Here is a 24,211-nt window from a genome sequence, read left to right on the forward strand (position 1 = left end):
CGGGACCTTCCTGCCGCCGGACCTGCGAGGTCAAGCCGGAATGCGCGGAGGTGTTCGCCCCGAGGGCGGGAGGGGCGCCTGCAACCGCGCCCCTACGGCTCGCCGGGTTCCTCCTCGTCATCCTCCACCTCGTACCCATTGGCCATGGAGAGCGGGTAGAGGGCGCGGTGTTGGAGGTTGGGGTGATACACCGCGAGGTAGGGCTCGCCCGCGATGGAGACCCAGGCCCATCTGGCGGGCGTGGGTTGGGCCTTCAGCCAGGCCTCTGCGTCCTCGAGGGTTGCGAAGGACGCGACGGCGGCGGGGGGATGTCTCTTCTTGAGATCGGCGAGGTGGTATTCGAGCGTGCGAGAGCGCAGCATGCGGCGGAAGTTCCTTTCGCGCTCATACACCACGTCGTGATAGGCATTCGCGACCAGCACATGGGCGAAATCGGGAGGAGCGGGGTGATTCTTGAGCCAGGCTTCCACTTCCTCCTTCGTATTGAACGAGGCAATGGCATACGGAGGCGCGTCCGCCTCGAGGTGCTCGAGATACTCGCTGAACCCGCTGTGCTGCCCGGTCGAGGAAATGAAGAGCAGCGTGTCGAGAATGGCTTGGAGCAGGTTCCTCTGTCTGGCGGAGGTAGTCTCGTCGCGGAGCTTCTTGAAGAAGCATTCTGTGCTGTTCAATTGCGCATCGAGACCCGTGAAGTCATCTCCAGGCCGTTCCTGGGTATCAGGAGGGCAGTGTAGGCCAGACCCAATGTCCTTGCGGAAGTCCTCGAGACGGTACCGTTTGCCAGTCACGTAAACGTAGAACAGCGCATCTCGTGCCACCCCAAGCAGTTGTCTGTGTTCAGGTGATGGATACTTGTTCCATAGTTTCCCAATGACTTCTTGTGTGTCGTACAGGAAGGATTGGGTTGTCATGGCTTCACCTGCGCGAGTTGGGGGACGAAAGGAGTCCCGGAGGACACCATCAGGATGGCTGGCACGAGGACCAGCGCGGTTCCTCCGCATCCCACGACAGTTGCGACGAAGGCCACTCCCGCGATGACGACGACAGTTCCCACCAATAGTTCTTCATGGTGCAGCTTCAACCAGGCAATGGCGTCATCGGCAGCAGAAAACTTCAGGGCTTCGGCCTGTTCGCGGAGCTCGCAGCAGTCAATATAGGCGGGTCTGCATCTGCCGCGACAGGTCTCCTCTTTCGATCTTTTCTTCGAGTGACTCCAATTGCGGCTCCCGAACGATTTCCTGCACATGTCCATGCAGGCGTCTGACTCTTCCTCGCAATCCCGAGTCCAGGCCGCGCGGACGATGGGGCCTTCCACGGTGCCGCCGCTCGCCCGGTAGGGCAACGGCCACTTCGACAGGTCGAAGCCGCTCAGGGGCTCCCACGAGTGGGTGACCTGCCCGTCCGGCGTCTTCTCGAGGATGAGCACGGAGCGGGAAAGCTCCTGGACGCTCGTGGGGGTGGGAAGCGAGGCGCGGGTCGCACTGCAAGAGACGAGGAGGATGCCGAGGCCCACCGCCAGGAGCCTCCAGGTGGATGTCGTTTTCACGTGGGGACTATCCGTGCCGCCCAGTGGACCGTCCAACCGTTTCCTCTTCCGCCTCCCGGTAGCGCGGGTGATGTCCGGCGCGGTCCGACTGGAGGGCTGCTCACAAATCCGCCGGACCGTCTCCATCGGGGTGTGGCGTTTTCCACATGGAGCTTTCCGATGCCCTCCCTCGATATGTCGACCCTTCGTTCGTCCACCATGCCCCGGGCGCTGCGCCTGGAGTCGCGGGGCCCGGAGGTCGCCGAGCTACAACGCAAGCTCCTGGAAGCCGGCTTCGATCCCGGTGTGGCCGACGGCATCTTCGGCCGCGGGACCGAGACCGCCGTGAAGCGCTTCCAGCAGTCGAGGGGCCTGACGGCCGATGGCATCGTCGGGCCGCGAACGTGGACCGCGCTCGGCATCCATGTCGAGGGCGAGCGCCCCGAGATCCCGATCAGCTCGAGGCTCAACGAGAAGCAGCTCCAGGCCATCATGACCAGGCTGTCGGCCAGCCGTGCCAGCGAGTGCCTGCCCCACCTCGATGCGGCGATGGTCGAGGCGGACATCCTCACCCCTCAGCGCCAGGCGGCCTTCCTCGCCCAGCTCGCCCACGAGAGCGGGGAGCTGCGCTTCTTCGAGGAGCTCGCCTCCGGTGAGGCCTACGAGGGCCGCCGGGACCTGGGCAACACGCGGCCGGGAGACGGCACGCGCTACAAGGGCCGTGGCCCCATCCAGCTCACCGGCCGGGACAACTACCGGACCGCTGGCCGTGCGTTGGGCCTCGACCTGGAGGCCCACCCCGAGCGGGCCGCGGATGTCGACGTGGGCTTCCGCGTCGCCGCCTGGTTCTGGACCAGCCGGGGCCTCAACCCGCTCGCGGACGCGGGCGACTTCCGGGAAATCACCCGCCGCATCAATGGCGGCTTCAACGGGCTCGCCCATCGCGAGGCCTACTACCGGCGCGCCCTCGAGGTCCTCACCCACTGAGCGAGGGCTTTGCCTTGGGCTCCCCGGCTCGGGCTGTTGCGCTCCGCGCCCGTCTCGACGAGCTCGTCCCCGCAGTCACCGCCGCTCCTGGAGGACGGCGCCCAGAACCGGCGTGGGTGGTGGGGGCTGGCGGGGTGCCTGGCAGCTCTCCGCGGAGAGCCGGCAGTGGTTCCGCGAGCGTTTCGTCCGCCGCTTCCCGCTTCGCTCCGAAGGGTGACAAGGACGTTTTCATGGCACTGGATCCGCTGTCCGGTTTCGTACGGCGCATGCGTTGACCCGGCGGCATTGGAAGGGGTGATCCGTTCAGCAGATGGGACCCGGAGGGGGGGGCCTGTCTGGCACGACCTCGCGGGTGTGCTACCGCTTATATCCATGCGCGAACTTTCCTCGCTGCCTGCCCCCGTGTCCGTGCGCCCGAGCGCCTCCGGGGAGGTGCGCCGCGTGCTCATGACGGCCGGCACCACGGGCCGCGTGTGGACGTATGCGCTGGAGTTGAGCCGGGCGCTGGGCCGCCGGGGAGTGGAGGTGACGCTGGCCGTCCAGGGCGCACCGCTCACCGCGCTCCAGTGGGCCCAGGTGCGGGGCGTGCCGGGGCTCTCCATCGAGCAGAGCACCTGGCGGCTCGAGGGGCCCGAGGACGCCTGGGACGACGTGGCGGCGGCGGGCGAGTGGCTGCTGGAACTGGAGTCCCGTCTCCAGCCGGACGCGGTGCACCTCAACGGCTACTGCCACGCCGCGCTGCCCTGGCGCCACGAGCCGCTGGTGGTGGCGCACGAGTGTCCCCTCTCCTGGTGGGAATCGGTGAAGGGCGAGCCGGCGCTGGAGCGCGACGTGCGCTACCGCTGGGAGGTGACGCGGGGGCTGCGCGCCGCGGGCCACGTGGTGGCGCCCACCGCGGACCTGCTGGCGTCCCTGTCGCGGCACTACGGGCCGCTGCGCTCCTCGGGTGTCATTCCCCATGCGCGCCACCACGGGGACTTCCCGCCCGGCCCGGTGCGCGAGCCCTTCATCCTCGCCACGGGCCGGCTGTGGGACGAGGCGCGCAACCTGGAGGTGCTGGAGACGGCGGCGCCCCGGTTGGACTGGCCGGTGCTCGTGGCCGGCAGCTCCCAGCACCCCGACGGCGGCGAGGTGCGCGCCCGGTATGTGCGCACGCTGGGGCGGCTGTCCCACGCGGAGCTCGCCGGGTACATGGGCCGCGCCTCCATCTATGTGCTGCCCGCGCGCTACGAGCCCTTTGGCCTGGCGGCGCTCGAGGCCGCGCTCGCCGGGTGTGCGCTGGTGTTGGGAGACATCCCCTCCTTGCGCGAGGTGTGGGAGGACGCGGCCGTCTTCGTTCCACCTGACGACACGGACATGCTCGCGCGCGCCCTGCGCCGGCTGGTGTCGGAGCCCGTGCTGTGCAGTCGGATGTCCACCCTTGCACGCACGCGTGCATTGGAGTTCTCCCCGGATCGCATGGCGGATGCCTACCTTGCGGTCTATGCCGACCTGGACCGTGCGTCCGGGGTGGCGCCTCCCGTCCAGCCCCAGCTGGCGCGGGCGACCTGAGCGGCGGCTGTTGGATGGGCGTCGAGACCGGGCTGGGGGGCCGCTTCGAGCGGGAAAGGATTTCGCATGCGCAGCCACGGACTTCGGATCGCCTTCTTTGGCGCGAGCCTCGTCTCCGCCTGGTGGAACGGGGCCGCCATGTACTACCGCGGCCTGCTCAAGGCCCTCCATGCCCGGGGGCACCAGATAACCTTCTACGAGCCGGCGCTCCCCGAGCGTCAGCGCCACCGCGACCTGCCGGTGGCCCCGGACTGGGCGACGGTGGTGGTGTACTCGGTGGAGGGCACCCGCGGGCTCGAGCGCTGTCTGGAGGAGGCCCGGGACGCGGACGTGGTGGTGAAGGCCAGCAACGTGGGCTTTTGCGACGAGTGGTTGGACGCCCGCGTGCTGGAGCTCGAAGTCCGGCCGGACCCAGGTCGTCTATTGGGATCTGGACGCTCCCGGCACCCTGGAGCGCCTGGCGGGCCATCCGGAGGATCCCTTCCGGGCGCTCGTGCCGCGCTATGACCGCGTCTTCACGCAGGGCGGGGGAGACCCGGTGGTGCTGGCCTACCGGGACCTCGGGGCCCGCGAGTGTGTTCCCATCTACAGTGCGGTGGACCCGGACGTGCACCAGCCGGTGGAGGCGCAGCAGCGCTTCGACTGTGACCTGGTGCTGGTGGACGACCGGCTGCCGGACCTGGAGCGGCGCGTGGAGTCCTTCTTCCTGCGCGCCGCGGACCTGCTGCCCGACAAGCGTTTCCTGCTGAGCGGGGAGGGGTGGGGAGACCGGCCCCGGCCCTCCAACGTGCGGTACGTGGGCTCCGTGGCGCCGAAGGAGCACAACGCGCTGCGCTGCTCGGCGCGCTCGGTGCTCGACATCAGCCGCGAGGGCATGGCGCGCTTCGGCTTCGCGCCGGCCCCGAGGCTCTTCGAGGCCGCGGGCGCGGGCGCCTGTTTGATCACGGACGCGTGGGAGGGCATCGAGCTCTTCCTGGAGCCGGGGCGCGAGTGTCTGGTGGCACAGGACGGCCTGGAGGTGGCCGAGGCGGTGCTGTGTCTCACGGATGACGGGGTGCGGGAGTTGGGGCAGGCGGCGCGCCGCCGCGTCCTGGCCGAGCACACGTACGCGCACCGGGCGCTGCGGGTGGAGCAGGCGCTGGGCCTGGGCTGAGCCCCCCGCTCCGGCGATGTCCGGTAGTGGTACTTCCGGGCGAATTCCCCTCGCCCCTCGGGGGTTGCGCCTAGCATGCGCCCCCCTTCGTCCAAACACATGGCGGGGCGATCCGAAACCCATGCCCAAGGCACCCAGGAAGAGCCCCGAGGGGCGTCGGGGCGCTCGCTCCGGGGACGAGCGGGCGGCCCTCCTGCGCCGGCTCGCCGAGCTGGAGGAGCGTGAGGCCCACGCCCGCCACATCGTCCAGACGGTGGGCGTCTCCATCTGGGAGGAGGACTTCTCGGAGGTGCAGGAGCTGCTGCGCGGGCTGCGGCGCCAGGGCATGCGGGACGTGCGCGCCTGGTGCGCCGAGCACCCGGACTTCCTCCTCGAGGCGGTGAAGCGGGTGCGCGTCGTGGGCGTCAACGAGGCCTCCCTGCGGATGTTCGGCGCCTCCAGCCAGGAGGAGCTGCTCGGCTCGCCGGATCGCATCTTCCTGCCGGAGACCCTGGAGGTGTTCGTCGAGGAGCTGGCCTCGCTGGACGAGGGCCGTCCCTTCTTCCAGGCGGAGACGGTGGTGCAATCGCTGGAGGGCCGGCGCATCGAGGTGCTCTTCACCTTCACCTGGGACGCGGTGGTGGGGCGGGCGGACCGGGCGCTGGTGACGCTCATGGACATCGGGGAGCGCAAGGCCGCCGAGCGCGCCCTCCAGGAGAGCGAGGCGCGCTTCCGCAACATGGCGGACCATGCGCCGGTGATGATGTGGGTGACGGACCCGCGGGGCGTGTGCACCTACCTCAACCGGCAGTGGTACGAGTTCACCGGCCAGACGGAGCGGACGGGGCTGGGCTTCGGGTGGCTGAGGGCCGTGCACCCCGAGGACGCCGCGGCGGTGGAGGCCGTCTTCGTGGACACCCATGCGCGGCGGGTGCCCTTCCAGGTGGACTACCGGCTGCGCCGCGCGGACGGCGAGTACCGCTGGGCCATCGACGCGGCGGCTCCCCGCTTCGGGCCGGGTGGGGAGTTCCTCGGCTACATCGGCTCGGTCATCGACATCACCGAGCGGCGCCGGCGCGAGGAGCTCCAGCGCTTTCTGGCGGAGGCGGGGACGGCGCTGGCCTCCTCCCTGGACCACGCCACGACGCTCGCCACCCTGGCGTGGCTGGCCGTCCCCACGCTGGCGGACTGGTGCCTGGTGGACCTGGTGGAGGAGGACGGCTCGGTGCGCCGGGTGGAGGTGGCGTCGGCGGACCCGGCCGATGCGCCCCTGGCCGCGCGGATGCGCCGCTTCCCGGCCCGGTTGGATGGCAACCCCGCCCACCCTCCCACCCAGGCGATACGCGAGGGGCGGCCGGTGCTGCTGCCGGAGGTTCCCGCCGAGCGCCTCCCGGCCCAGGCGCACGACGAGGAGCACGCCCGGACGATGGCGGCCACCCAGCTCATCTCCATCCTGTCCGTGCCCCTGGTGGCTCGCGGGCGCACCCTGGGCGCGCTCACCTTCCTCACCACCGTGCGCTCGGGCCGGCGCTACGGTGCGGTGGAGCTCGAGGCCGCGGAGGACCTGGCCCGGCGCGCCGCGCTCTCGGTGGACAACGCCCGGCTCTACCGGGATGCGCAGCGCGCGGTGCTGCTGCGCGACGAGTTCCTCTCCATCGCCAGCCACGAGCTGAAGACTCCCCTGACGCCCCTGATGCTCAAGCTGCGGGTGCTCACGCGCGAGCTGGAATCCCGGTACACGCCCGGGCTGGCCCGGGGGCTGCTCGGGCACCTGGAGGTGTGCCGCCGCCAGGTGAGGCGGCTGTCGGAGCTGGTGGACGGCCTGCTGGACGTGTCCCACCTCAGCGCGGGCCGGCTGCGCATCGAGCGGGAGGCGGTGGACCTGTCCGAGCTGGTGCGGGAGGTGGCCGCGCGCTTCCAGGCCGAGGCGGAGCGGAGCGGGAGTCCCTTGCGGCTGGAGGCGGACGGGCCCGTGGTGGGGCAGTGGGACCGGTTGCGGCTCGAGCAGGTCGTCTCGCACCTGCTGTCCAATGCCCTCAAGTATGGGGCGGGCCATCCCGTGGCCATCCGCGTCGAGGAGGCCGGGGCCGAGGCCCGGCTGGTGGTGCGGGACGAGGGCATCGGCATCGAGCCGGACGTGCTGCCCCGCATCTTCCACAAGTTCGAGCGGGGTGTGTCGGAGCGGCACTACGGCGGACTGGGGCTGGGGCTGTACGTGACGCAGCAGGTGCTCCAGGCCATGGGGGGCACCATCTCCGCGGAGAGCACGCCCGGCCACGGGGCCACCTTCCGGGTGGAGCTGCCCCGGGCGGTGCCCGAGGCGTCCTGAAGGCACGGCTACGGCGCGAAGGTGAAGGTCCGCTCGCGCACCAGGGCCACCGTCACATACGCGTCGATGTCCATCGGCACGGCGCGGGCTTCCACCCGGACGACGCCCTCGCCCTCCGCGCCCGCGGCGTCGAAGGTCTGCGAGAGCGCGCCCTCCTCGGCCAGGGTGCTGCCGCCCGCGCTGCTGGAGGAGAAGCCCACATAGTACCCGGTGGTTCCCCGGGAGGCCGTCCACCGCAGCTCCAGGGGCTGGCTCGCGTCCACCGGCTCGCCCGCGGCGGGGGTGGTGATGTCGAAGCCGCCGGGCACCTGGAACGTGTGGCGCACCGACTTGCCTCCGGCCTCCGCGACGAGCTCGAAGCCGCCACCGGCCGTCAGCAGTGCCGAGTCCTCCTCCTCGAGGACATAGGCCTCGCGCGCCACGTCATAGGGGATGGTGCGGCCCGCGAGCTTCACCGTCGCGTCCTGGAGCGGCACATTCTCGGAGGAGACCGTCAGCTCGACCACCGCCTTCGTGTCCTCGAGCGCCACCCGGCCCTGCATGGCGAGCGGGGCCGGCTCGAAGACCTCACCCCCGTCCAGGCCGCACACGTCGATGAACAGGAAGGTGAGCCACCCGGCCTCGCAGACGAGGGCGTCGAAGATGGGGCCGCCCTGGGTGAGGCTGATCGGCAGGCGGGTGTTGAGCGGCACCACCGTGCCGGACTCGCCATCCACCGCCTGGATGATGTTGAAGCCGGACTTCAGGCCCGTGTTCGCGGGCTGCGCCGTGTCGGTGTAGACGAGCGCGAAGTTGGAGCGCGCTTCACCCAGGAGCGAGGAGCCGATGACCCGGTCGGCCGCCGTGCCATTCCTGGCGATGATGTCGAGCTTCGCGTTGCCGTTGCCGTCCTGGTACGCCAGGAGGACGCCGAAGGCGCCCTTGCCCTGGAGACCCTCGCCGAGCGGCGCGAGCGCCTCCGCTGGCGGCGGGCGGTAGATGTGGAAGCGGTAGTTGGCCGGGAAGCTGCCCTGGTAGACGACGTCCTCGGTGACGATCTCCAGGGGCCCCTCCTGGGTGCCACCCGTGTCCTCCGCGGCCATCCACTGCGGGTACCACACCAGCGCCAGCCGCACCTGCCCGTCGATGCGGGCATCCGGCGTGGGGTTCATCTGCCCCTCGAGCGTGACGAGGGGCTCTCCCTCGTGCTGGGGCGTCACCACGCCGTCGCAGCCAGCGAGGGTGAGCAGCAGGGAGAGCAGGAGGACGGGAAGACCGAGAAGTCGCCGAAGCATGTGTCCCCTCCAGGGGAATCAAGGGGAGCGGCCGGAATGGGCGCTCTTGGAAGGGAGACCGGCCCGGCGCCGGAAAATGGGAACCGCTTTTTCAGTCGCGGGGCAACATGAGGGTGAACGTCGCGCCCGCTCCGGGACGGCTGGCGAGCGTCACGCTGCCGTTGTGGGCCTCGATCACCTGTTTCACGATCCACAGCCCCAGGCCGAAGCCCCCCGCGAACTGCTCGCTTCCCGCCTGGGCGAAGCGCTCGAAGATCCGGGCGTGGTCCTTCTCGGCGATGCCCGGCCCGCCGTCCCGGACGACGATTCGCGCCCAGGGGCCCTCGCTCTGGACCCGGACGTGGACGGGAGCGCCCGGGGCGTAGCGGGCCGCGTTCTGCAGCAGGTTGGTGAGCGCCTGCTCCAGGCGCATCCTGTCCCAGCACCCCACAATGGGTTCACGTGCTTCCACCGTGACCTGGCAACCCGCGCGTGTGCAGCTCCTCCGCGAAACGTTCCGTGGCATCCGCCACGAGCTCCGACATGTCGAAGGACTCCCGTTGGAGCACCGGCTCCCGGGCCTCGGCCTGGGAGACATCGAGCAGGTTGTTGATGAGCCGCTCCAGCCGGCCGCACTGCACCTGCACCCGGTTCAGCCGGGCGTTGAGCTGCTCCGGCGTCAGCGTTCCCTTCGCCTGGGCGCGGAGCATCCCCTGCACGTAGAGCTGGAGCGAGGTGATGGGGGTCTTCAGCTCGTGCGACGCGACGGAGAGGAACTCATCGCGCGCGTGGACGGCGTGCTCCAACGCCGCGGTCCGCTCGAGCACCCGCTGCTCGAGCTTCCGCGTTGAGGCGGTGCAGCTCGTCCTTCGCCATGCTCAGCGCGGCGCTTTCGATCACCTGCCAGTCGCCCGCCCTGCGCGTGAGGGCGAACTGGTGGTTGGCGACCACGTCCAGGATGTCGTGGGGCTGGCAGCGCCCCAGGCAATAGCTGCAGAGACCGATGATGTGGCGGTCCTGGAAGGTCTTCGAGACACGGGCCTCGTAATCGACGAAGCCGTTCCAATCCGAGCGCTCGACCCAGTAGGTGTTGCCCGTCAGCCGCAGCCCGGCGAAGCCGTCCGCCCGGGCCCGCTCTTCCCGCTCCACCCATCCCCGCAGGGTGGAGTCCGGGTCGGGCTTCCCCGTCGACATGTACCACTCGTGGTGGTCGATGATTTCGATCTGGTTGCGCCGCTCGCGCTCCTCGAGGTCCGGAACGGCCTGGCGAAGGGCCGTCCGCGCGTCCCTGGCCGGAAGCGGCTCGCAGGCCACCCAGAGGCACTTCTCATGGCTGTCGAGGCCCGCCTTGAAGAACGGCACGAGCGAGTCCACGAGGTCCGTTTGCTCTCCGTAGAACTGGCAGAAATGGGTCCCCCAGGGCAGGGAGCCCACGGCGGGGAGTCCACTGGGTCGGAGTTGTTCGGACATGGAATCCTCTAGGGTCAAACGGGGCCGGCCTACAACAGCTTAGACAGGCCTTCATCTGGAACCGTTCATTCGCCCGTGGGAAAGGCAGCCGATGAGACAGGCGCCGCCAGCCCGCCTGCTCACCAGGGACAATCTAGAAGCGCCAGCCCGCGCCTGCGGAGACGAGCCCCGCCGGGCGCAGGAGGGGCTGCTCCGTGCTGGGCAGGTAGCGCAGGAGGAACTGCCCCTGGAGGAGCGCGAAGGCCCGGCCGGGCAGGGGCACCTCGACACCCGCGATCGGGCCCAGGCCCACGCCGAGCGTCCGGCGGGGCGGCAGGGGTTCGACGCCGAAGGTGTCTTCGATTTCCTCCTCCCGCTCGTGCCGCAACCGCTGCTCCAGGACGGTGAGCTCGACGCCCAGTCCCACGTACGGCACCAGCGCCCACTCCAGCCAGCGGTAGCCCGCCGCCACTCCGGCGCCGAGCGCGCGCTCGCGGATGTCGAGCTCCACGCCCCGGTAGGCCGCCTGGCTGAAGCCGGCGGTGCCCAGGGCCCACCAGGAGCCCCAGGCATGCCGGTAGCCGAGCCCGCCCACGAGGCGTGTCCCCGTGCCGCGCACCGCCGCGCTCTCCAGCCGGACGAGCCCCAGCAGCGCCGAGCCGCGCAGCTCCACGTGGCCGCCCTTGAGGGCCACCTCCGTGTAGCGGCGCCACGTCAGCTCCTCCTCGCGCACCTGCCGCTCCCCGCCATAGGGCAGCTCCAGCTCCAGCAGGCCGGTGCTCGCGCCCGCGCGCTTGCGCAGGAGGTAGCGGCCCGGAGGCACTGCCAGCCGCAATGGGCGCCCCGGGGCCTTCTCCACCTCGGCCACCACGTCCGGCCGGGGCTGGCTCGCCACCACGTAGCGGCCGGCGAGCGCCGCGGGGAAGACGAGCGCGCTGCGGGCGATCCGGGGCTCGGAGAGGATGAGCTCCCCGGTGCCCGCCAGCTCCCACGCATACGCCGGATGCTGGCCCGCGCCCGCGGCGCCCGCCACCGTGCGCCGGTAGGCATAGGCATACGCCTCGGCGAGCGACACCCGCCCGTCGTCCTCCACGTCCGCGTCTCCGCGCAGGCCGGTGAGCAGGTGGTGGGTGAAGAGCGAGCCCTTGAGCGAGTCCCACTCCTCGGAGCTCTCCCCCGGGCCGCTGGAGGAGATGACGACCTGGCCGTGCAGGGGAATCTGCTCCAGCGACACCGCGAACTCGGGGCCGGCGCTGCCACCCTTGCGCCGTGCGAGGGTGCCGCTCTCGCACGCGTCCACCAGGAGCACGCTGAGCCGGGCCCCGGCCTGTCGCGCGGTGTCCCGCAGCTCGGCGAGGGGCAGGTGGGTGCCGCCCAGGTGCAGCACGCCGCCCTTCGCATGGGCCGAGACGTACACGATGAGCACCGCGTCATCCCCGGCCGCGCGCAGCTCGGCGATGCGGCCCGTCACCTCGGCCAGCCGCTGACGCACCACGGAGGCGGGTTGATCCACCACCAGGTAGGAACGATCGGCGCGCACCCCGCCCAGCTCGACGAAGAGCTGCCGCACGCGCCCGGCGTCGTCGTCCGCGAAGCTGAGGACGGCGTCGTCCGGGTCCCCCACGTTGGCGCCGATGGCCACCAGCAGACGGGCGGTGGCGGCGGTGGCCCGAGGGGGGCACAGGAGCAGCGGCAGGGCGGCGAGGAGGAGCCAGAGCGGGCGGGGCGGAGTCATGGGCGCTTCTGGAGGCGGAGCGTACTCACACTGCAATCGGAGCAGGAGAGGGTGGGCTCGGCGCGTCCCGCCTGGGCGCGCAGGGACTCGAGGAGGGGCGCGGCCTCGAGGGGGCGGGGGGAGAAGACGGCGAGGAGCCACTCCGGGCCGGGCGCGTCGTCGAGCACCACGCTGCCGGGGAGGAAGTCGCGCTGTGCGGCCGGCAGGGGCGCGGAGGTGGCCGAGCCGTAGGGATGGAAGACGCTCGCGGCGCCCCGGCCATCCAGCTCGAGCACGAGCAGGTGTCCGGCCTCCGGGGTCTCGTAGGCGAAGCGCAGCGCGTCCCCCGGCCGCACCTGGGCATCGGGGCCGAGCAGCTCCGGGGCGCTGCCCTCACGAGAGACGGCCACGCGGAAGGCCCCGCCCTTCATGCGCACGCCCTCCTCCTGTCCCAGCCGGGGCACGAGCACCAGCAGGGCCAGCAGCGGCACGCAGGCACTGAGCACGGGCAGCAGCCAGCGGCGGACCGGCCGGGGCTGGGAGGCGGCGCGCCGCTCGAGCTGGCGCAGGAAGAGGTCGGGGGGCCTGGCGCGGACGAAGGCCTCGCGGGCGGTGGTGAGCGCCTGGAGCTGGCCGCGGCAGTCGGGGCAGTCCCCCACGTGGGTGCGCGTGGCCTCGGGCGTGGCCTCGCCAGCGCTCATCGCCTCGAGCACGGCGGCGGGCGGGCAGTGGGGCCCGCGCGGGGAGGGGGGCAGGGGAGTGGGGCTCATCGTGTCTCCTCGAGGCTGGCGCGCGACTGCCATAGCTGACGGATGCGGTGCTCGAACTGCTGGAGCTTCTTGCCGATGGTGCGGCGCGAGTAGCCGGTCTGCGCGGCCACCTCCTCCTGGGTGTAGCCGTCCAGGAAGTGCAGCACGCCAATGGTGCGTGTCTTGCCGTCGAGCTGGCGCAGCGCCAGGCCGAGCATCGCCCGCCGGTCGGCGTCTTCGGGGGAGCCCTCGCCCCGCTGCTCCAGGGCGGCCAGTTGCGACTCCTCGGCGGGGGGCTCGCGGCCGCCGCGCTCCATCACGTCGAAGCAGCAGCGCTGGGCGATGGTGTAGAGCCAGGTCAGCGTGGCACCGCCCTCGCGGGGCGCGCCGTAGCGCTTCACCCGCAGGAAGGTCTCCTGGAACGCGTCCTCCGCGTCCTCGGGGCGGCGCAGCAACTGCTTGCAGCGGCGGTGCACGAGGTAGCCGTATTGCGCGTAGAGCTGCGCCAGCCAGGCGTCATCCATGCCGGGGCCCTCCACGTGCTCGGTGCTGGGGGTGTGTCGGGCTCAGGGGGCGCTCCTTCCAGGAAGAGACCGGACGAGGGGCGGAAAATGGGAACCGCGAAGTGCGGCCATGCCGGTGAGCCCCCCCGCCCGGCAGGCGGCGCACTGTAACCGCTCTCCCAGGGGAGCAACCCGGGCTCACCCGAAACCCTCACCCCGTACTCAGTTATGGGCTTCGGTGGGCGCCACCAGGTGCTCACCGAGGGCGTGCTGACGGGCGTGGTGCGAGGAGAGGAACCGGCGCACGAGCGAGCGCGTCAGCAGCCCGCACGTCTGATTCTCCGCCGTGGCCTGGACGGGCAGCGCGTCCACGTCCTCCTGGTCCATGAGGACGAGCGCCTGGGCGAGGTTCGTCTCCGGGGTGAGCAGGGGCACCTTGCGCGCCAGGTCGCTGGCCACGAGCATGGGGTGCAGCTCCTCGTCGCGCCAGATGTCGCGGAACTGGTCCACCTGGACGATGCCGTAGAGCTTCCCGTTCCCATCCAGCACGGGCAGGGTACCGCTCTCGGTTGTGAGCACCTGGTCCATGAGGGGGCGCAGGTGCATGCCGGCGGGCACGGGGGCCAGCTCGCGCATCAGCGCGCGCACGGGGGTGGTGGACAGCAGCTCCGCGTCCGTCTGCGGCTTGGGCGCCTTGCGCTCGGTGAGGTAGTGGCAGAGCGCGGAGGCGATGGTGCACGTCACCATGAGCGGCAGGATGATGGCGTGGTTCCCGCTCAGCTCGTAGAGCATCATCATGCCCGTGAGGGGCCCTCGGGTGAGCGCGGCCACGGCGCCGCCCATGCCGACAATCGCGTAGGCGCCGCTGGGCCCGGTGCTGGCGGGGAAGACGTAGTGCACCAGGGTGCCGAAGGCGCCGCCGGCCATGGCCCCCATCACCGCCGAGGGGAAGAACGTGCCTCCCGAGCCTCCCGAGCCCAGTGTGAGGGCGGTGGCCACCAGCTTCACCCCGCACGCGGTGACGAGGAAGACGAAGCTGAGCTGCCCGATGGCCGCGAGGTTGATGTAGTCGTGCCCGCTGCCCCACACGGTGGGGCTGAGGAAGGCGAGCACGCCCGCGCACAGCCCGCCGAAGCCCGCGCGCAGCGACAGGGAGCGCCGGCCGAACCATGCCGACAGCCGCTCTCCCGCCATCCGCCCGGCGAAGAAGTCCTCCGCGTGGTGCAGCAGCCGCACGAAGGCGTACGCGAGCAACCCGCAGATGAGCCCCAGCCCTCCGTAGAAGACGACCTCGAAGCTGCTCACCAGCTGGTAGTCGAGCCGGTGGAGCATGGGCGCCGCATCCATGGTGCCGCGGCTCACCAGCGAGCCCGCCACGCTGGCGAGGATGATGGGCGAGAAGACGCGCAGCTCGAACTCGCGCAGGATGATCTCCATCGCGAAGACGGCGCCGGCGATGGGGGCGTTGAAGGAGGCGGAGATGCCGGCCCCGGCGCCGCAGGCCAGCAGGATGGCCAGCTCGCGGCGGGAGAAGCCCAGCGTGCGGCCCACGGTGGAGGCGAAGGCGGCGCCTCCGTAGACGATGGGGCCCTCGCGCCCGGCCGAGCCGCCGCTGCCGATGGTGATGGCGCTGGCCACCAGCTTGAGCAGGCCGAACTGTCCGGGCAGGTCCTGGTTGCCCTTCACCGAGCGCACCACCTCGGGCACGCCGTGGCCGTGGGTGTTGGGGTAGTCGCGCAGCAGCCGTCCCACCACCATTCCGCCCAGGGGCGGCGCCAGCAGGAAGATCCACCAGGGCAGGTGCGGCAGGATTTCCGTCACCTGGTGGGCCTCGCCGAAGACGCGGTTGAGCGCCGTGAGGGCCACCAGCGGGTAGTAGAGGGCGAGCGCGCCCAGCACCAGCAGGGCCAGCAGGCGCAGCCGGCGCTTCACCTCGTCGCGCGGGCCTCCGGGCTCGATGACCCGCACCAGCAGCAGCGCCCCGAGCGCCAGGGGGATGCCGATGATGGCGAGCTCGAGGTGCCAGTTGGTGGTGCGCAGCGTCTGCCACACCGACACGAGCGTGCGCGAGCCGGGACGGCGCAGGGCCTCGATGAGCCACGCGCTGTTGAAGGTGAGCCCGCTCACCAGGCCGATCAGGTTGACGAAGATGCCCGCGGCCAGGCCGCTGTAGAGGCCCACGATGGCGCCCGCCACCGGTAGCACCGACGGACCCGGGAGGTGGATCCGGTTGGAGGCCTGCAGGCACGCATGGATGAAATGCCGCAGGGCCTCGCGAAGCGAAGCGCGGGTGGGGGGCGGAGGCTCGTCCTTCATTTGGAGCCCCTACTATCTCCCCGTGAGCGGGAGGACTTCAAGGTGCTTGAGGACTCAACAATCGGGCGGCGAGTCCGGGCGCGCCCTTCGTGCTTCAGGGCGCGTGGTTGTACGTGGGCAGGCGCGAGCGCACCAGCAGGGCCAGCCCGCCCAGCAGCAGCCAGGGGCCCACGTGCGAGGCGGCGAGGTGGGCGGCGCTCCCGTCCGGGCAGTGCACGTGCAGCAGCAGCAGGCCCACGGCGCCCGCGGAGAGCCCCGCGGCCACGGCCCGCGCCGGGTGGTACGCCGAGCGCCGCAGCATCACCAGCGCCGACAGCAGGGGCAGGGCCGACAGCAGCATGTGCGTCCGCACGCACCCGATGGCGCCCGCGAGGAAGCCCTTCACCGCCAGCCCCGAGCCTCCCAGCACCACCGACAGCGCCACCACGGCCGTGCACAGGCCGATCAGGCTCCAGGCCACCTGCCGCACGGGCGCCAGCGCCACCACCGCTCCGCCCACCATGGTCAGCAGCACGAGCAGGGACAGCCCCACCACCACTCCGGGCGGCGCCGAGTTCAGCACCAGTCCCAGCGGCGTGAGCGCCAGCGCCCCGAGCGCCGTCAGGCCCACGTACACGCCCATCAGCACCAGCACCTCGCGCCACCAGGGGAGCGGCTTCGGGTGGGCCGCCAGCTCCTCGTGGGTCCGGGTCCGCACCCGCTCCATCGCCGGCGCCGCCAGCTTCGGGGCGGGGGCCAGGTCCTCCAGCGCGCCGAAGCCCTCCACCAGCGGGCGGCACTCGGCGCACGAGGCCACATGCGCGGCGAGCCTCCGGCGGGAGGGGGTGGCCCAGACTGTCCAGCACGCGCGAGCACTCGGGGCTCATCCGTTCGTCTCCTCTCGCAGGGTGGCCAGCAGCTCGCGCAGCCGCGCGTAGCCCCGGTGCGCCCGCACCTTCACCGCGCTCTCCGTCAGCCCCATGGACTCGGCGATCTCCGCGAAGCTCATCCCCTCGAAGCGGTGCAGGACGATGGGGATGCGCTGGCCCTCGGGCAGTTGCTCCAGGGCCCGCTGCACCGCGCGCTCGAGCCCGGCGTCCCGGGGGCCCGTTTCCTCCACGGGCACGCTGGTGGGCAGCTCGCCCTCGTCCGTCAGGTCCTCGGGGCGCTTGCGCCGCTGCCAGTCCCGCGCCGCGTTGGTGGCGATGGCGTACAGCCACGGCTTCACCCGCGCCCCCTCCTGGAAGCGCCCGCGTCCCCGTACCAGGGACAGAAAGGTCTGCTGGGACAGGTCCTCCGCCGCGGCGGGGCTGCCCGTCACCCGCGCCAGGTAGCCGTGGATGGGCCTCGCGTAGCGCTGGAAGAGGGCATCGAAGGCCCGGGCATCCCCCTGACAGAAGCGCGTCATCAATACCTCGTCCGACTCACCGGCGGCCGGAGAAGGCGCCGGTTCATCAGCGGTACGCGCGGGGGCGGTTCCTGGTTTCAACGAAGGAGGCGTCACGGGCGGAGTCGGGGGGAAACCCTACCCCAGCCCGGAGCCTTCCGGTGCTTCCTTGCTTGCCCTACTGGCGCTTGAGCAGCGCCTGGGGCGAGGGCGCGGAGGAGGGCAGGCTGTCGGCCGCGTTGGCCAGGGCCTCGCGCACCTTCCCCTCGGCGGCCTTCATCTTCTCCTCGGCGGCCTTGCGCTGGGCGGCCAGGGGGGCGAACCAGCGGCTCGGCGGGTTGAGTGCCGCCCGGTCTTCCGCCGAGTACTTCAGGTAGGAGTACTTCGTCTGCTCGGAGGGCAGCCGCAGGTCACTCACCAAGCCCACCCAGGAGAGCGCCTTGAGCGAGTAGTAGCTGAGGTCCACCTCCCACCAGAACCAGCCCTGGTTGGCGGTGTTCTGGTGGAAGTGGTGGTTGTTGTGCCAGCCCTCGCCCAGGGTGATGAGCGCCAGCAGCCAGTTGTTCTTGCTGGTGTCGGTCGTCTTGTAGCGGCGCTTGCCGAAGACGTGGCTGAGCGAGTTGATGGTGAAGGTGCCGTGGTAGAGCAGGGTGGTGCTCACGAAGAAGCCCCACACCAGCATCGAGAAGCCGCCGATGAAGTAGAGGGCCACGGCGAGCAGGACGGGCGGCACCATGGAGAACCGGTTGAGCCACACCAGCTCCGGGAAGCGCGCGAAGTCCTTGATGCTGTCGTAGCGCGTCTCGTTGTACTTGTCGCAGAGGATCCACCCGGCGTGGCTCCACCAGAAGCCCTTCTGCAGGGGCGAGTGGATGTCCTGCTCCTGGTCCGAGTAGCGGTGGTGGTGCCGGTGGTGGGCCGCCCACCAGAGAACACCCTTCTGCGTCGCCAGGGTACCCGCCAGCGCGAGGAAGAACTGGAAGCCACGGCCGGCCTTGTAGGCGCGGTGGCTGAAGTAGCGATGGAAGCCGGCGGTGATGCCCCACATCCGGAAGATGTAGAGGCCCACGCACACCGCGACGTCCACCGGTCTGGCTCCCGTGTAGAACACGAAGAGGCACATCAGGTGCACGCCGACGAACGGGATGGACGACAGCCAGTTGATCTTCTCTTGCTGGGCCGGCGCGGAGGTTTGAGCAGTCACGGGAGCCTCGGCTGGAATCAGACCGAGCGCGAAGGTGCTCAGTCTCACCCCGCATCAACACCCCCCCATGTCATGGCCGTGTCAGGCCAACGCAGATTTCTGGAGGTCCTCCAGCCACTGCTCGAAGTCCGGGTGGCCATGCAGCGGGACGAGGTCCTCGTCGGATGCCATGTAGTGGGCATCGTGGAAGCCGAGTTCCCTGGCGCGCCGCAGCATGCGCATCGCGTCATTCAGGTGACGCGCGCGGGCATGGGCGCACGCGGCGTCGTAGGCCAGGCGAGCGGAGGGGACGTGAGCGAGGCCCGCCTCGGAGAGGGCCGCCGCCTCCGAGTAGGCGCCGCGGATGAAGAGGGGGCGCTGGGCACACAGGAAGGCGGCCTCCGGGTCCACGTCGGGCAGCCGCAGCGCCTTCTGCACCCGCTCCGAGCGGATGAGCGAGCCGGCGTACTCGTGCAGGACGGTGCGGTCGCGCGTCTCCACCCACGCCATCTCCCAGAGGGCGAGCGCCCGGCGCTCATCGCCCAGCAGGGAGAAAGCCGCGGCGAGGGCGTGGGTCTCCACGGGCCGGCGCCGCACCTGGGAGAAGTGATCGAGCGCCGCGCGGCCCTGGCCATTCTTGAGGGCGGCCCAGCCGAGCAGGTGGTGGGTGCGCGAGGCGAGCTCCGGGGTGCACTCCTTGGAGTCGAGGAGGGCGAGGCCCTGCTGGCGCGCCTCGTCCAGCCGTCCAGCGGCCAGGGCCGCCTCGGCCTGTTGCAGCTCCGTCAGGAGGGGCGGGGGCGCCACGCCCGAGGACACCTTGATGTCCCCCCGCTGCACGGCGAGCAGCAGCCGCAGCGCGTGCAGCCCGTACATGCCGAAGAGCACGGCGAGCAGGGGGATGGGTTTCTCCGCCGCGAAGGCGAAGGCCATCACGGCCAGGCACAGCACGAGGGCCAGGAGCTGCGCTCCGATGAAGCCCGCCTGTCCGAAGAAGCGGGTGGCCAGGGTGCTCACGATGGTGCCCCCATCCAACGTCGGCACGGGGAGCAGGTTGAAGAGGGCCCAGAAGAGGTTGGCCACGCAGAACCACTGGAGGAGCATGCGCGGTGACTGCGCGTCTTCCGGCAGCCCGTAGTTCCGGAGCCCCAACCCCGCCAGGGCCAGCATGAACCCGCCGAGGGGCCCCGCGGCGGCGATCATCACCCGCTGGTGCCAGGGGATGGGGAACGAGGAGTCGTGCCGGGTGGAGCCCCCCATCCAGAGCAACGTGATGCTCGGCCGGTGGCCGAACGCCCGGAGCATCAGCGCATGGCCCGCCTCGTGGCCGAGCGCCGACACGAAGACGATGAGCATCCACACGAGGACGACGAGCAGGGCCGCCTGCGTGGCCTCGGGGCTCCCGGGCTCCCGGACGAGCTGGCGGTAGGGCCAGAAGTCCAGGTGCGCCGCCGCCGGACTCCCCCGCACCACCAGCACCATCAGGAGGCCGAGCAGGGAGGAGAAGAGCAGGTGCGAGAAGTGGATCTCGACGGGGATGCCCCCGAACCGGAAGCGCAACATGGACCGGACCTTAACCAAAGGAGGGCGGCCGTGCAGGCGGTCGCTTGTCCCCTGGAACAATCCCCGTGATTCGCTAGGTTCCCCCGCCGCCATGCCGCGCATCGGTCCCTACACGCTGCCCAACCCCTTCATCCTCGCGCCCATGGCGGGGGTGAGCGAGAAGCCCTTCCGCGTCATCGCCTTCGGCATGGGGGCCGCTCTCTGCCCCACCGAGCTGGTGAGCTCGCAGGGCCTCATGCGCACCAACCAGCGCACCCTGAAGTACCTCCGGTACGACGCGGAGGTGGAGCGGCCCTACAGCCTGCAGATTTTCGGGGGCGAGCCGGAGTCCATGGCCCGCGCCGCCGTCATCGGCAAGCAGTACGGGGCGCAGATGATCGACATCAACATGGGCTGCCCGGTGAAGAAGGTGACGAAGAACGGCGCCGGCAGCGCCCTGTTGTGCGAGCCGGACCGGGGTGCCGAGCTGGTGCGGGAGATTCACGCGGCCACCGGCCTGCCCGTCACCTGTAAAATCCGCTCGGGCTGGGACGAGCACACCCGCAACTACCTCCAGGTGGCCGGCAAGCTCTTCGAGGCCGGGTGCGCCGCGCTCGCCATCCACCCGCGCACGCGCGCCCAGGGCTACTCGGGCCAGGCGGACTGGAGCGTCATCGCGGACCTCAAGCGTCACTTCCCGGACAGGCCCATCATCGGCAACGGGGACGTGAAGACGCCGGCCGACGCCCGCCGGATGCTGGAGAGCACCGGCTGCGACTTCGTGATGATTGGCCGCGGCGCGCTCGGCAACCCGTGGATCTTCCGCGAGCTGCTCGGGGGCCCGCCGCCCACGCCCCAGGAGCGCTGTGAGCTGGTGCTGCGCCACCTCGCCGCCCACATCGAGTTCGTGGGCGAGGAGCTCGCCGCGGTGCGCTCCTTCCGCAAGCACCTGGCCTGGTACGGCCACGGCCTGCACGGCGCCGCGCTCTTCCGCTCCGAGGTGAACCAGCTCGACACGGCCGAGGCGGTACGCGACGCGGTGAGGCGCTTCTTCGTCTCCGCCCACGTGGACCCGAATGCCTCCGAGGGCGAGCAGGACGTCGACTACCGGGCCGCGCTCGGCTGAGCTTCAGCGTCCTCGCACTCCTGCGACACCCCTGTAGCGCCTGGCGTTCCGTGCGTGCACGAGGCCACCGCGATGACGATTCTTCGCGGAGAAGGTCATCTCGTGAGCACTCCTCGAGCACGTGCGCCATGGCGGCGGTGCGGGTGCGCGCGAGGGCTCCGTTGCGTGCGTCCGCGCGATGTCGGGTGCGCGTGAGCCGGCAGTGGTTTTCCCTCTGAGCGGAGCGAAACGCGGCGGAGGCCGAGAAATCGGCTCGCGCGAGGTCGGTGCAGGTGGGCGGGGAGGCCGTTTCCGGCACTTCGGACGCGCGCGATGCCGAAAAATCGGCGCGCCACGCGTTGCACTACATCACCATGCGTTGACACACTGGCAAGGCATCTCTACCATTCACCACAAGCACTCCTCATGCGAGTGCAGGCCCCACTCTCGATGAGTGGTGGTGAAGTCGAACCAACCGGAGGGTTTAGATGGCCGCGAAGAAGAAGACCGCGAAGAAGGCGCCGGCGAAGAAGGCCGCTGCGAAGAAGACCACCCGCAAGACCGCTGCTCCGCGCACCGCGAAGAAGGCGGCGGCGAAGAAGGGCGCGGCGAAGAAGGCCCCGGCCCGCAAGAGCACCCGCCGCAAGACGGCGGCGAAGTCCCCCGAGGCCACGCCCAACGAGGGCTAGACGTAGGCCAGTGACTTCGCGCAGTTTGAACGGCTCGGCGGATATCCGCCGGGCCGTTCGCTTTTTTGGAGCCAGGAGGACTGGGGTGTCACTGCGATCCTCGGAGTTGGAGCAGGTGGTGGCGGAGGTGTCCGCGCAACTGGCGGGCGCGGTGGTGCAGAAGGCGTGGTGCCCGCTGCAGCGCCTGGCCTACCTGGAGCTGCGGGTGCCCGGGCGCTCCGTCCTCTTGTGCCTGTGCGCGGAAGGAGAGCTCTCGCGGCTCTCGGTGGCGGAGGATCGCTTCCCCACGCCGGGAGAGCCGGCCCCCTTCCAGCGCTGGCTGCGGCAGGAGCTGGTGGGCTTCAAGCTGGCCGCGGCCGCGTGGCGGGAGGCGGAGCGGGTGGTGACGCTCGACTTCCAGAGCGAGGACACGCGGCGCCGGCTGGTGCTGGAACTGGGCTCGCCCGGTGGGCTGATGCTGCTGACGGAGTCCGGCCGGGTGCTGATGCTCTCCGGTGAGGGGCTGGCGCAGCGGCGCTCCCTGCACCCGGGCGCGCAGTGGACGCCTCCGGAGCCGCTGCCCGCCGACGCCCTCGCCCGTGCGCGGGCCGCCACGTCGCGCCTGCTGCCCTTCCCGGGCGACTTCCTGGTGTACGCGGAAGCAGCCGAGCGGCTGATCGGCCCGAAGGACAAGACGAGCCGCGCCGAGGCCATCCGCCGGCGCCTGGCGCTGCCGTACCGGGCGCGGCTCAAGCGCTCCGGACGCACGCTGGAGAAGGTCCGCACGGAGGCGTCCCGGGGCCCGGAGGCCGAGCGGCACCGGCAGTTGGGCGAGCTGCTCACCCAGAACCTCTTCCGCCTGAAGCGGGGCGTCACCGAGGTGACGCTCACGGCGTACACCGAGTCGGGGATGGAGGAGGTGCAGGTGAAGTTGGACCCGAAGCGGACGCCGAAGGAGGAGGCGGACTGGCACTTCCACCAGTACCGGCGGCTGCTGAGGGGCGTGGAGCACGCGCGGCAGCGCGAGGCGGAGCTGGCGCGCGAGGTGGCGCACGCGGAGGCGGCGCTGAAGCAGCTCGAGGCGTTGGACGAGGCCTCGTTGCTGGCGCAGGCGGAGGTGCTGCAACTGACGGCGGCCGAGGAAGGCCCCCCGGAGGCGAGGCCCTTCAAGGAGTACGTGGGGCACGGGGGCCAGCGCATCTGGGTGGGCAAGGGGGGCGAGGACAACGACACGCTCACCTTCAAGGTGGCGAGGCCGTACCACCTGTGGCTGCACGCGAGGGGGCTGCCGGGCAGCCACGTGGTGGTGCCGTTGGAGAAGGGGGTGGAGGTGGCGCAGGAGGTGCTATTGGACGCGGCGCACCTGGCGCTGCACCACTCGGGGGCCAAGGGCGAGCCGCGAGGCGAGGTGAGCTGGGTGCCGGTGAAGTTCGTGAAGAAGGTGAAGGGTGGGGCGCCGGGCCGGGTGCAGTACACGCGGGAGAAGACGCTGGTGGTGCGCCTGGAGCAGGAGCGGTTGGATCGGCTGCTGAAGACGCGCGGAGGCGAGGCGCCGCCCGCCCTGTGAGCCTGCGATTCCCCTTGAGCGCTGGCCGGACGGGAGCTGGAGCGTGCAGGTGAGCCGCTACGGTAACCTGGCCGAGGCGCGAGCGGGCGGTGGAGCATGCCTGGGCGTGGAGGAGGCCGAGGCCATGGACGACGTGCTGGCGGCCTTCGGCACGACGCGGGAGTCGGTGGAGTTGCTCTGGAGAGCGACTGGCAGAGGAGACGAGGGCTCACGGGCGGGGTTGACGGGCAGAAGACGGTGGGCAGGCGAGCGGCTTGCGCCGGCCTTGAGTCCGGGAGGCCACTGGGTACGATGCCGTCCGCGTGTCGTCGCTTCCGCCCCACCACCAGATGCACCTCTTCCCGCGCCCTCCCCTTCGTGAGGGGGGCACGTCCCTGCCCACGCGCACTCGCGCGGTGGAGTCCTCCAACCGTCTGTCCACCGCCCTCCACGAGGAGGAGGTGCCGGTCGCGGAGAACTTCCACCGGGAGAGCGCCGAGCGGAATCAGCACCACGTCCCGGCGGCCACCCGCGAGGAGCTGTGGGCCCGGGCCGAGGCGCTGGCCTTCCGGCTGTCGGCGGAGCTGCGGATGCCGGTGCGGCTGGCGGTGACGGACAACCGCTCCACCATGGTGTCCTTCCGGCGCAGCACCCATTCGCTGCAGCTGCGGTTGCACCACATGTTCCTCGACGCGCCGGAGCCGGTGGTGCGCGCGGTGGCGGAGTACGCGGGCCGTGGCAACCGCCTGGCGGGCGGCGTGCTGGACGACTACATCCGGGGCCAGCAGCCGCGCATCCGTCAGGAGCGCCATGCGGCCGAGGCGGACCTGGAGCCGCGGGGCCGCTGCTTCGATCTGCAAGTCCTCTTCGATCAGCTCAACCGGGTGTACTTCCACGAGAGCATCCAGGCGCGCATTGGCTGGGGCCGCATGCCTCCCCGGCGGCGGCGCAAGTCCATCCGCCTGGGGGTCTACGACCATCAGACGCGGGAGATCCGCATCCATCCCGGGTTGGATCGCCCCGAGGTACCCTCGTACTTCGTGGAATTCATCATCTTCCACGAGATGCTGCACCAGCTCTTCCCCAGCTCGAACGGGACGGGCCGCCGGGTGCACCACCCGCGGGCCTTCCGCGACAGGGAGAAGGCCTTCCCGCTCTACGCTGCCGCACTGCGTTGGGAGCGCGAGAACCTGAACCTGCTGTTGCGGGGCTGAGACGCGGCTTCCCTGCTCGCTGCTTTACCAATTTACCAATCGAAGGCCGTGTGCGGACGCTGCTTGACCCTGCGCGTGGCCC

22 protein-coding genes and 1 pseudogene are annotated in these 24,211 nt (G+C 71.0%); 9 read left to right on the forward strand and 14 right to left on the reverse strand.

Annotated elements, in window-relative coordinates:
• Window positions 1-92 precede the first annotated feature (92 nt).
• Window positions 93-911 carry a hypothetical protein gene (locus ACN28I_RS37890; protein ID WP_420946772.1) on the reverse strand — a complete coding sequence of 273 codons (819 nt, stop codon included), beginning with the start codon at window positions 909-911 and terminating at the stop codon, window positions 93-95.
• Window positions 908-1,426 carry a hypothetical protein gene (locus ACN28I_RS37895; protein WP_420946773.1) on the reverse strand — a complete coding sequence of 173 codons (519 nt, stop codon included), beginning with the start codon at window positions 1,424-1,426 and terminating at the stop codon, window positions 908-910. Before ACN28I_RS37895 ends, ACN28I_RS37890 begins: the two co-directional genes overlap by 4 nt.
• A gap of 330 nt (window positions 1,427-1,756) precedes the next feature.
• Between ACN28I_RS37895 and ACN28I_RS37900 the strand changes: the two are divergent.
• From ACN28I_RS37900 to ACN28I_RS37920, 5 genes and pseudogenes are all read left to right on the forward strand, one after another.
• Window positions 1,757-2,512, forward strand: a pseudogene (locus ACN28I_RS37900) (peptidoglycan-binding protein); the annotation flags it as partial.
• A 372-nt stretch (window positions 2,513-2,884) separates the two neighbouring features.
• Window positions 2,885-4,063, forward strand: coding sequence for a glycosyltransferase (locus ACN28I_RS37905; RefSeq protein WP_420946774.1), 1,179 nt, complete (start codon window positions 2,885-2,887; stop codon window positions 4,061-4,063).
• Window positions 4,064-4,129: 66 nt separating this feature from the next.
• The gene (locus ACN28I_RS37910) at window positions 4,130-4,570 is read left to right on the forward strand and encodes a hypothetical protein (RefSeq protein ID WP_420946775.1); all 441 of its coding nucleotides are present in this window, start codon (window positions 4,130-4,132) and stop codon (window positions 4,568-4,570) included.
• Complete coding sequence (locus ACN28I_RS37915; protein WP_420946776.1) at window positions 4,557-5,216, forward strand: CgeB family protein; 660 nt, start codon at window positions 4,557-4,559, stop codon at window positions 5,214-5,216. Before ACN28I_RS37910 ends, ACN28I_RS37915 begins: the two co-directional genes overlap by 14 nt.
• 121 nt (window positions 5,217-5,337) lie before the next feature.
• Window positions 5,338-7,524: a PAS domain S-box protein gene (locus ACN28I_RS37920; protein WP_420946777.1), complete on the forward strand. Its 2,187-nt coding sequence runs from the start codon at window positions 5,338-5,340 to the stop codon at window positions 7,522-7,524.
• An 8-nt stretch (window positions 7,525-7,532) separates the two neighbouring features.
• Here ACN28I_RS37920 and ACN28I_RS37925 read toward each other — a convergent pair whose 3' ends face one another.
• From ACN28I_RS37925 to ACN28I_RS37980, 12 genes are all read right to left on the reverse strand, one after another.
• Window positions 7,533-8,798 (reverse strand): hypothetical protein, encoded by a 1,266-nt coding sequence (locus tag ACN28I_RS37925; protein ID WP_420946778.1) that lies wholly within the window; start codon window positions 8,796-8,798, stop codon window positions 7,533-7,535.
• Window positions 8,799-8,889: 91 nt separating this feature from the next.
• The gene (locus tag ACN28I_RS37930) at window positions 8,890-9,210 is read right to left on the reverse strand and encodes a sensor histidine kinase (protein WP_420946779.1); all 321 of its coding nucleotides are present in this window, start codon (window positions 9,208-9,210) and stop codon (window positions 8,890-8,892) included.
• A gap of 25 nt (window positions 9,211-9,235) precedes the next feature.
• Window positions 9,236-9,604, reverse strand: a complete 369-nt coding sequence (locus ACN28I_RS37935) for a sensor histidine kinase (protein ID WP_420946780.1) — start codon at window positions 9,602-9,604, stop codon at window positions 9,236-9,238.
• On the reverse strand, window positions 9,555-10,247 hold the full coding sequence (locus tag ACN28I_RS37940; RefSeq protein ID WP_420946781.1) for an MEDS domain-containing protein: 693 nt from the start codon (window positions 10,245-10,247) through the stop codon (window positions 9,555-9,557). The genes ACN28I_RS37935 and ACN28I_RS37940 overlap by 50 nt, the downstream gene beginning before the upstream one ends.
• A 133-nt stretch (window positions 10,248-10,380) precedes the next feature.
• Window positions 10,381-11,961: a hypothetical protein gene (locus ACN28I_RS37945; RefSeq protein ID WP_420946782.1), complete on the reverse strand. Its 1,581-nt coding sequence runs from the start codon at window positions 11,959-11,961 to the stop codon at window positions 10,381-10,383.
• On the reverse strand, window positions 11,958-12,710 hold the full coding sequence (locus ACN28I_RS37950) for a hypothetical protein (RefSeq protein WP_420946783.1): 753 nt from the start codon (window positions 12,708-12,710) through the stop codon (window positions 11,958-11,960). Before ACN28I_RS37950 ends, ACN28I_RS37945 begins: the two co-directional genes overlap by 4 nt.
• Window positions 12,707-13,213 carry an RNA polymerase sigma factor gene (locus tag ACN28I_RS37955; RefSeq protein WP_420946784.1) on the reverse strand — a complete coding sequence of 169 codons (507 nt, stop codon included), beginning with the start codon at window positions 13,211-13,213 and terminating at the stop codon, window positions 12,707-12,709. Before ACN28I_RS37955 ends, ACN28I_RS37950 begins: the two co-directional genes overlap by 4 nt.
• 201 nt (window positions 13,214-13,414) lie before the next feature.
• Complete coding sequence (locus ACN28I_RS37960) at window positions 13,415-15,508, reverse strand: chloride channel protein (protein WP_420946785.1); 2,094 nt, start codon at window positions 15,506-15,508, stop codon at window positions 13,415-13,417.
• A 94-nt stretch (window positions 15,509-15,602) separates the two neighbouring features.
• Entirely contained in the window at window positions 15,603-16,304 is a 702-nt protein-coding gene (locus ACN28I_RS37965) for a DUF1109 domain-containing protein (RefSeq protein ID WP_420946786.1), read from the reverse strand.
• Between the two features lie 66 nt (window positions 16,305-16,370).
• The gene (locus ACN28I_RS37970; RefSeq protein ID WP_420946787.1) at window positions 16,371-16,895 is read right to left on the reverse strand and encodes an RNA polymerase sigma factor; all 525 of its coding nucleotides are present in this window, start codon (window positions 16,893-16,895) and stop codon (window positions 16,371-16,373) included.
• A gap of 157 nt (window positions 16,896-17,052) precedes the next feature.
• A complete protein-coding gene (locus tag ACN28I_RS37975) occupies window positions 17,053-18,078 on the reverse strand; it encodes an acyl-CoA desaturase (RefSeq protein WP_420946788.1) in 1,026 nt (341 codons plus the stop codon).
• Window positions 18,079-18,159: 81 nt separating this feature from the next.
• Entirely contained in the window at window positions 18,160-19,617 is a 1,458-nt protein-coding gene (locus ACN28I_RS37980) for a metalloprotease (RefSeq protein WP_420946789.1), read from the reverse strand.
• Window positions 19,618-19,708: 91 nt separating this feature from the next.
• Here ACN28I_RS37980 and dusB point away from each other — a divergent pair, with 91 nt between their 5' ends.
• The 4 genes from dusB (at window position 19,709) to ACN28I_RS38000 (ending at window position 24,129) form a co-directional block, all read left to right on the forward strand.
• Window positions 19,709-20,722, forward strand: coding sequence for a tRNA dihydrouridine synthase DusB (gene dusB, locus ACN28I_RS37985; RefSeq protein WP_420946790.1), 1,014 nt, complete (start codon window positions 19,709-19,711; stop codon window positions 20,720-20,722).
• 467 nt (window positions 20,723-21,189) lie between these two features.
• Window positions 21,190-21,390: a hypothetical protein gene (locus ACN28I_RS37990; RefSeq protein WP_420946791.1), complete on the forward strand. Its 201-nt coding sequence runs from the start codon at window positions 21,190-21,192 to the stop codon at window positions 21,388-21,390.
• 85 nt (window positions 21,391-21,475) lie between these two features.
• A complete protein-coding gene (locus ACN28I_RS37995; RefSeq protein WP_420946792.1) occupies window positions 21,476-22,936 on the forward strand; it encodes an NFACT RNA binding domain-containing protein in 1,461 nt (486 codons plus the stop codon).
• A 302-nt stretch (window positions 22,937-23,238) separates the two neighbouring features.
• Window positions 23,239-24,129: a hypothetical protein gene (locus ACN28I_RS38000; protein WP_420946793.1), complete on the forward strand. Its 891-nt coding sequence runs from the start codon at window positions 23,239-23,241 to the stop codon at window positions 24,127-24,129.
• Window positions 24,130-24,211 lie beyond the last annotated feature (82 nt).

This window comes from Archangium gephyra (genome assembly GCF_049060025.1).
Classification (GTDB): Bacteria; Myxococcota; Myxococcia; order Myxococcales; family Myxococcaceae; genus Archangium; species Archangium gephyra_A.

What these genes read in the sequence shown, in the direction of transcription:
- ACN28I_RS37920 (WP_420946777.1), top strand. Translation starts at nt 5,338, where the DNA reads ATGCCCAAGGCACCCAGGAAGAGCCCCGAGGGGCGTCGGGGCGCTCGC.
- ACN28I_RS37910 (WP_420946775.1), top strand. Translation starts at nt 4,130, where the DNA reads ATGCGCAGCCACGGACTTCGGATCGCCTTCTTTGGCGCGAGCCTCGTC.
- ACN28I_RS37990 (WP_420946791.1), top strand. Translation starts at nt 21,190, where the DNA reads ATGGCCGCGAAGAAGAAGACCGCGAAGAAGGCGCCGGCGAAGAAGGCC.
- ACN28I_RS37905 (WP_420946774.1), top strand. Translation starts at nt 2,885, where the DNA reads ATGCGCGAACTTTCCTCGCTGCCTGCCCCCGTGTCCGTGCGCCCGAGC.
- dusB (WP_420946790.1), top strand. Translation starts at nt 19,709, where the DNA reads ATGCCGCGCATCGGTCCCTACACGCTGCCCAACCCCTTCATCCTCGCG.
- ACN28I_RS37945 (WP_420946782.1), bottom strand. Translation starts at nt 11,961, where the DNA reads ATGACTCCGCCCCGCCCGCTCTGGCTCCTCCTCGCCGCCCTGCCGCTG.
- ACN28I_RS37955 (WP_420946784.1), bottom strand. Translation starts at nt 13,213, where the DNA reads ATGGATGACGCCTGGCTGGCGCAGCTCTACGCGCAATACGGCTACCTC.
- ACN28I_RS37980 (WP_420946789.1), bottom strand. Translation starts at nt 19,617, where the DNA reads ATGTTGCGCTTCCGGTTCGGGGGCATCCCCGTCGAGATCCACTTCTCG.
- ACN28I_RS37950 (WP_420946783.1), bottom strand. Translation starts at nt 12,710, where the DNA reads ATGAGCCCCACTCCCCTGCCCCCCTCCCCGCGCGGGCCCCACTGCCCG.
- ACN28I_RS37925 (WP_420946778.1), bottom strand. Translation starts at nt 8,798, where the DNA reads ATGCTTCGGCGACTTCTCGGTCTTCCCGTCCTCCTGCTCTCCCTGCTG.
- ACN28I_RS37970 (WP_420946787.1), bottom strand. Translation starts at nt 16,895, where the DNA reads ATGACGCGCTTCTGTCAGGGGGATGCCCGGGCCTTCGATGCCCTCTTC.
- ACN28I_RS37940 (WP_420946781.1), bottom strand. Translation starts at nt 10,247, where the DNA reads ATGTCCGAACAACTCCGACCCAGTGGACTCCCCGCCGTGGGCTCCCTG.
- ACN28I_RS37930 (WP_420946779.1), bottom strand. Translation starts at nt 9,210, where the DNA reads ATGCGCCTGGAGCAGGCGCTCACCAACCTGCTGCAGAACGCGGCCCGC.
- ACN28I_RS37890 (WP_420946772.1), bottom strand. Translation starts at nt 911, where the DNA reads ATGACAACCCAATCCTTCCTGTACGACACACAAGAAGTCATTGGGAAA.
- ACN28I_RS37960 (WP_420946785.1), bottom strand. Translation starts at nt 15,508, where the DNA reads ATGAAGGACGAGCCTCCGCCCCCCACCCGCGCTTCGCTTCGCGAGGCC.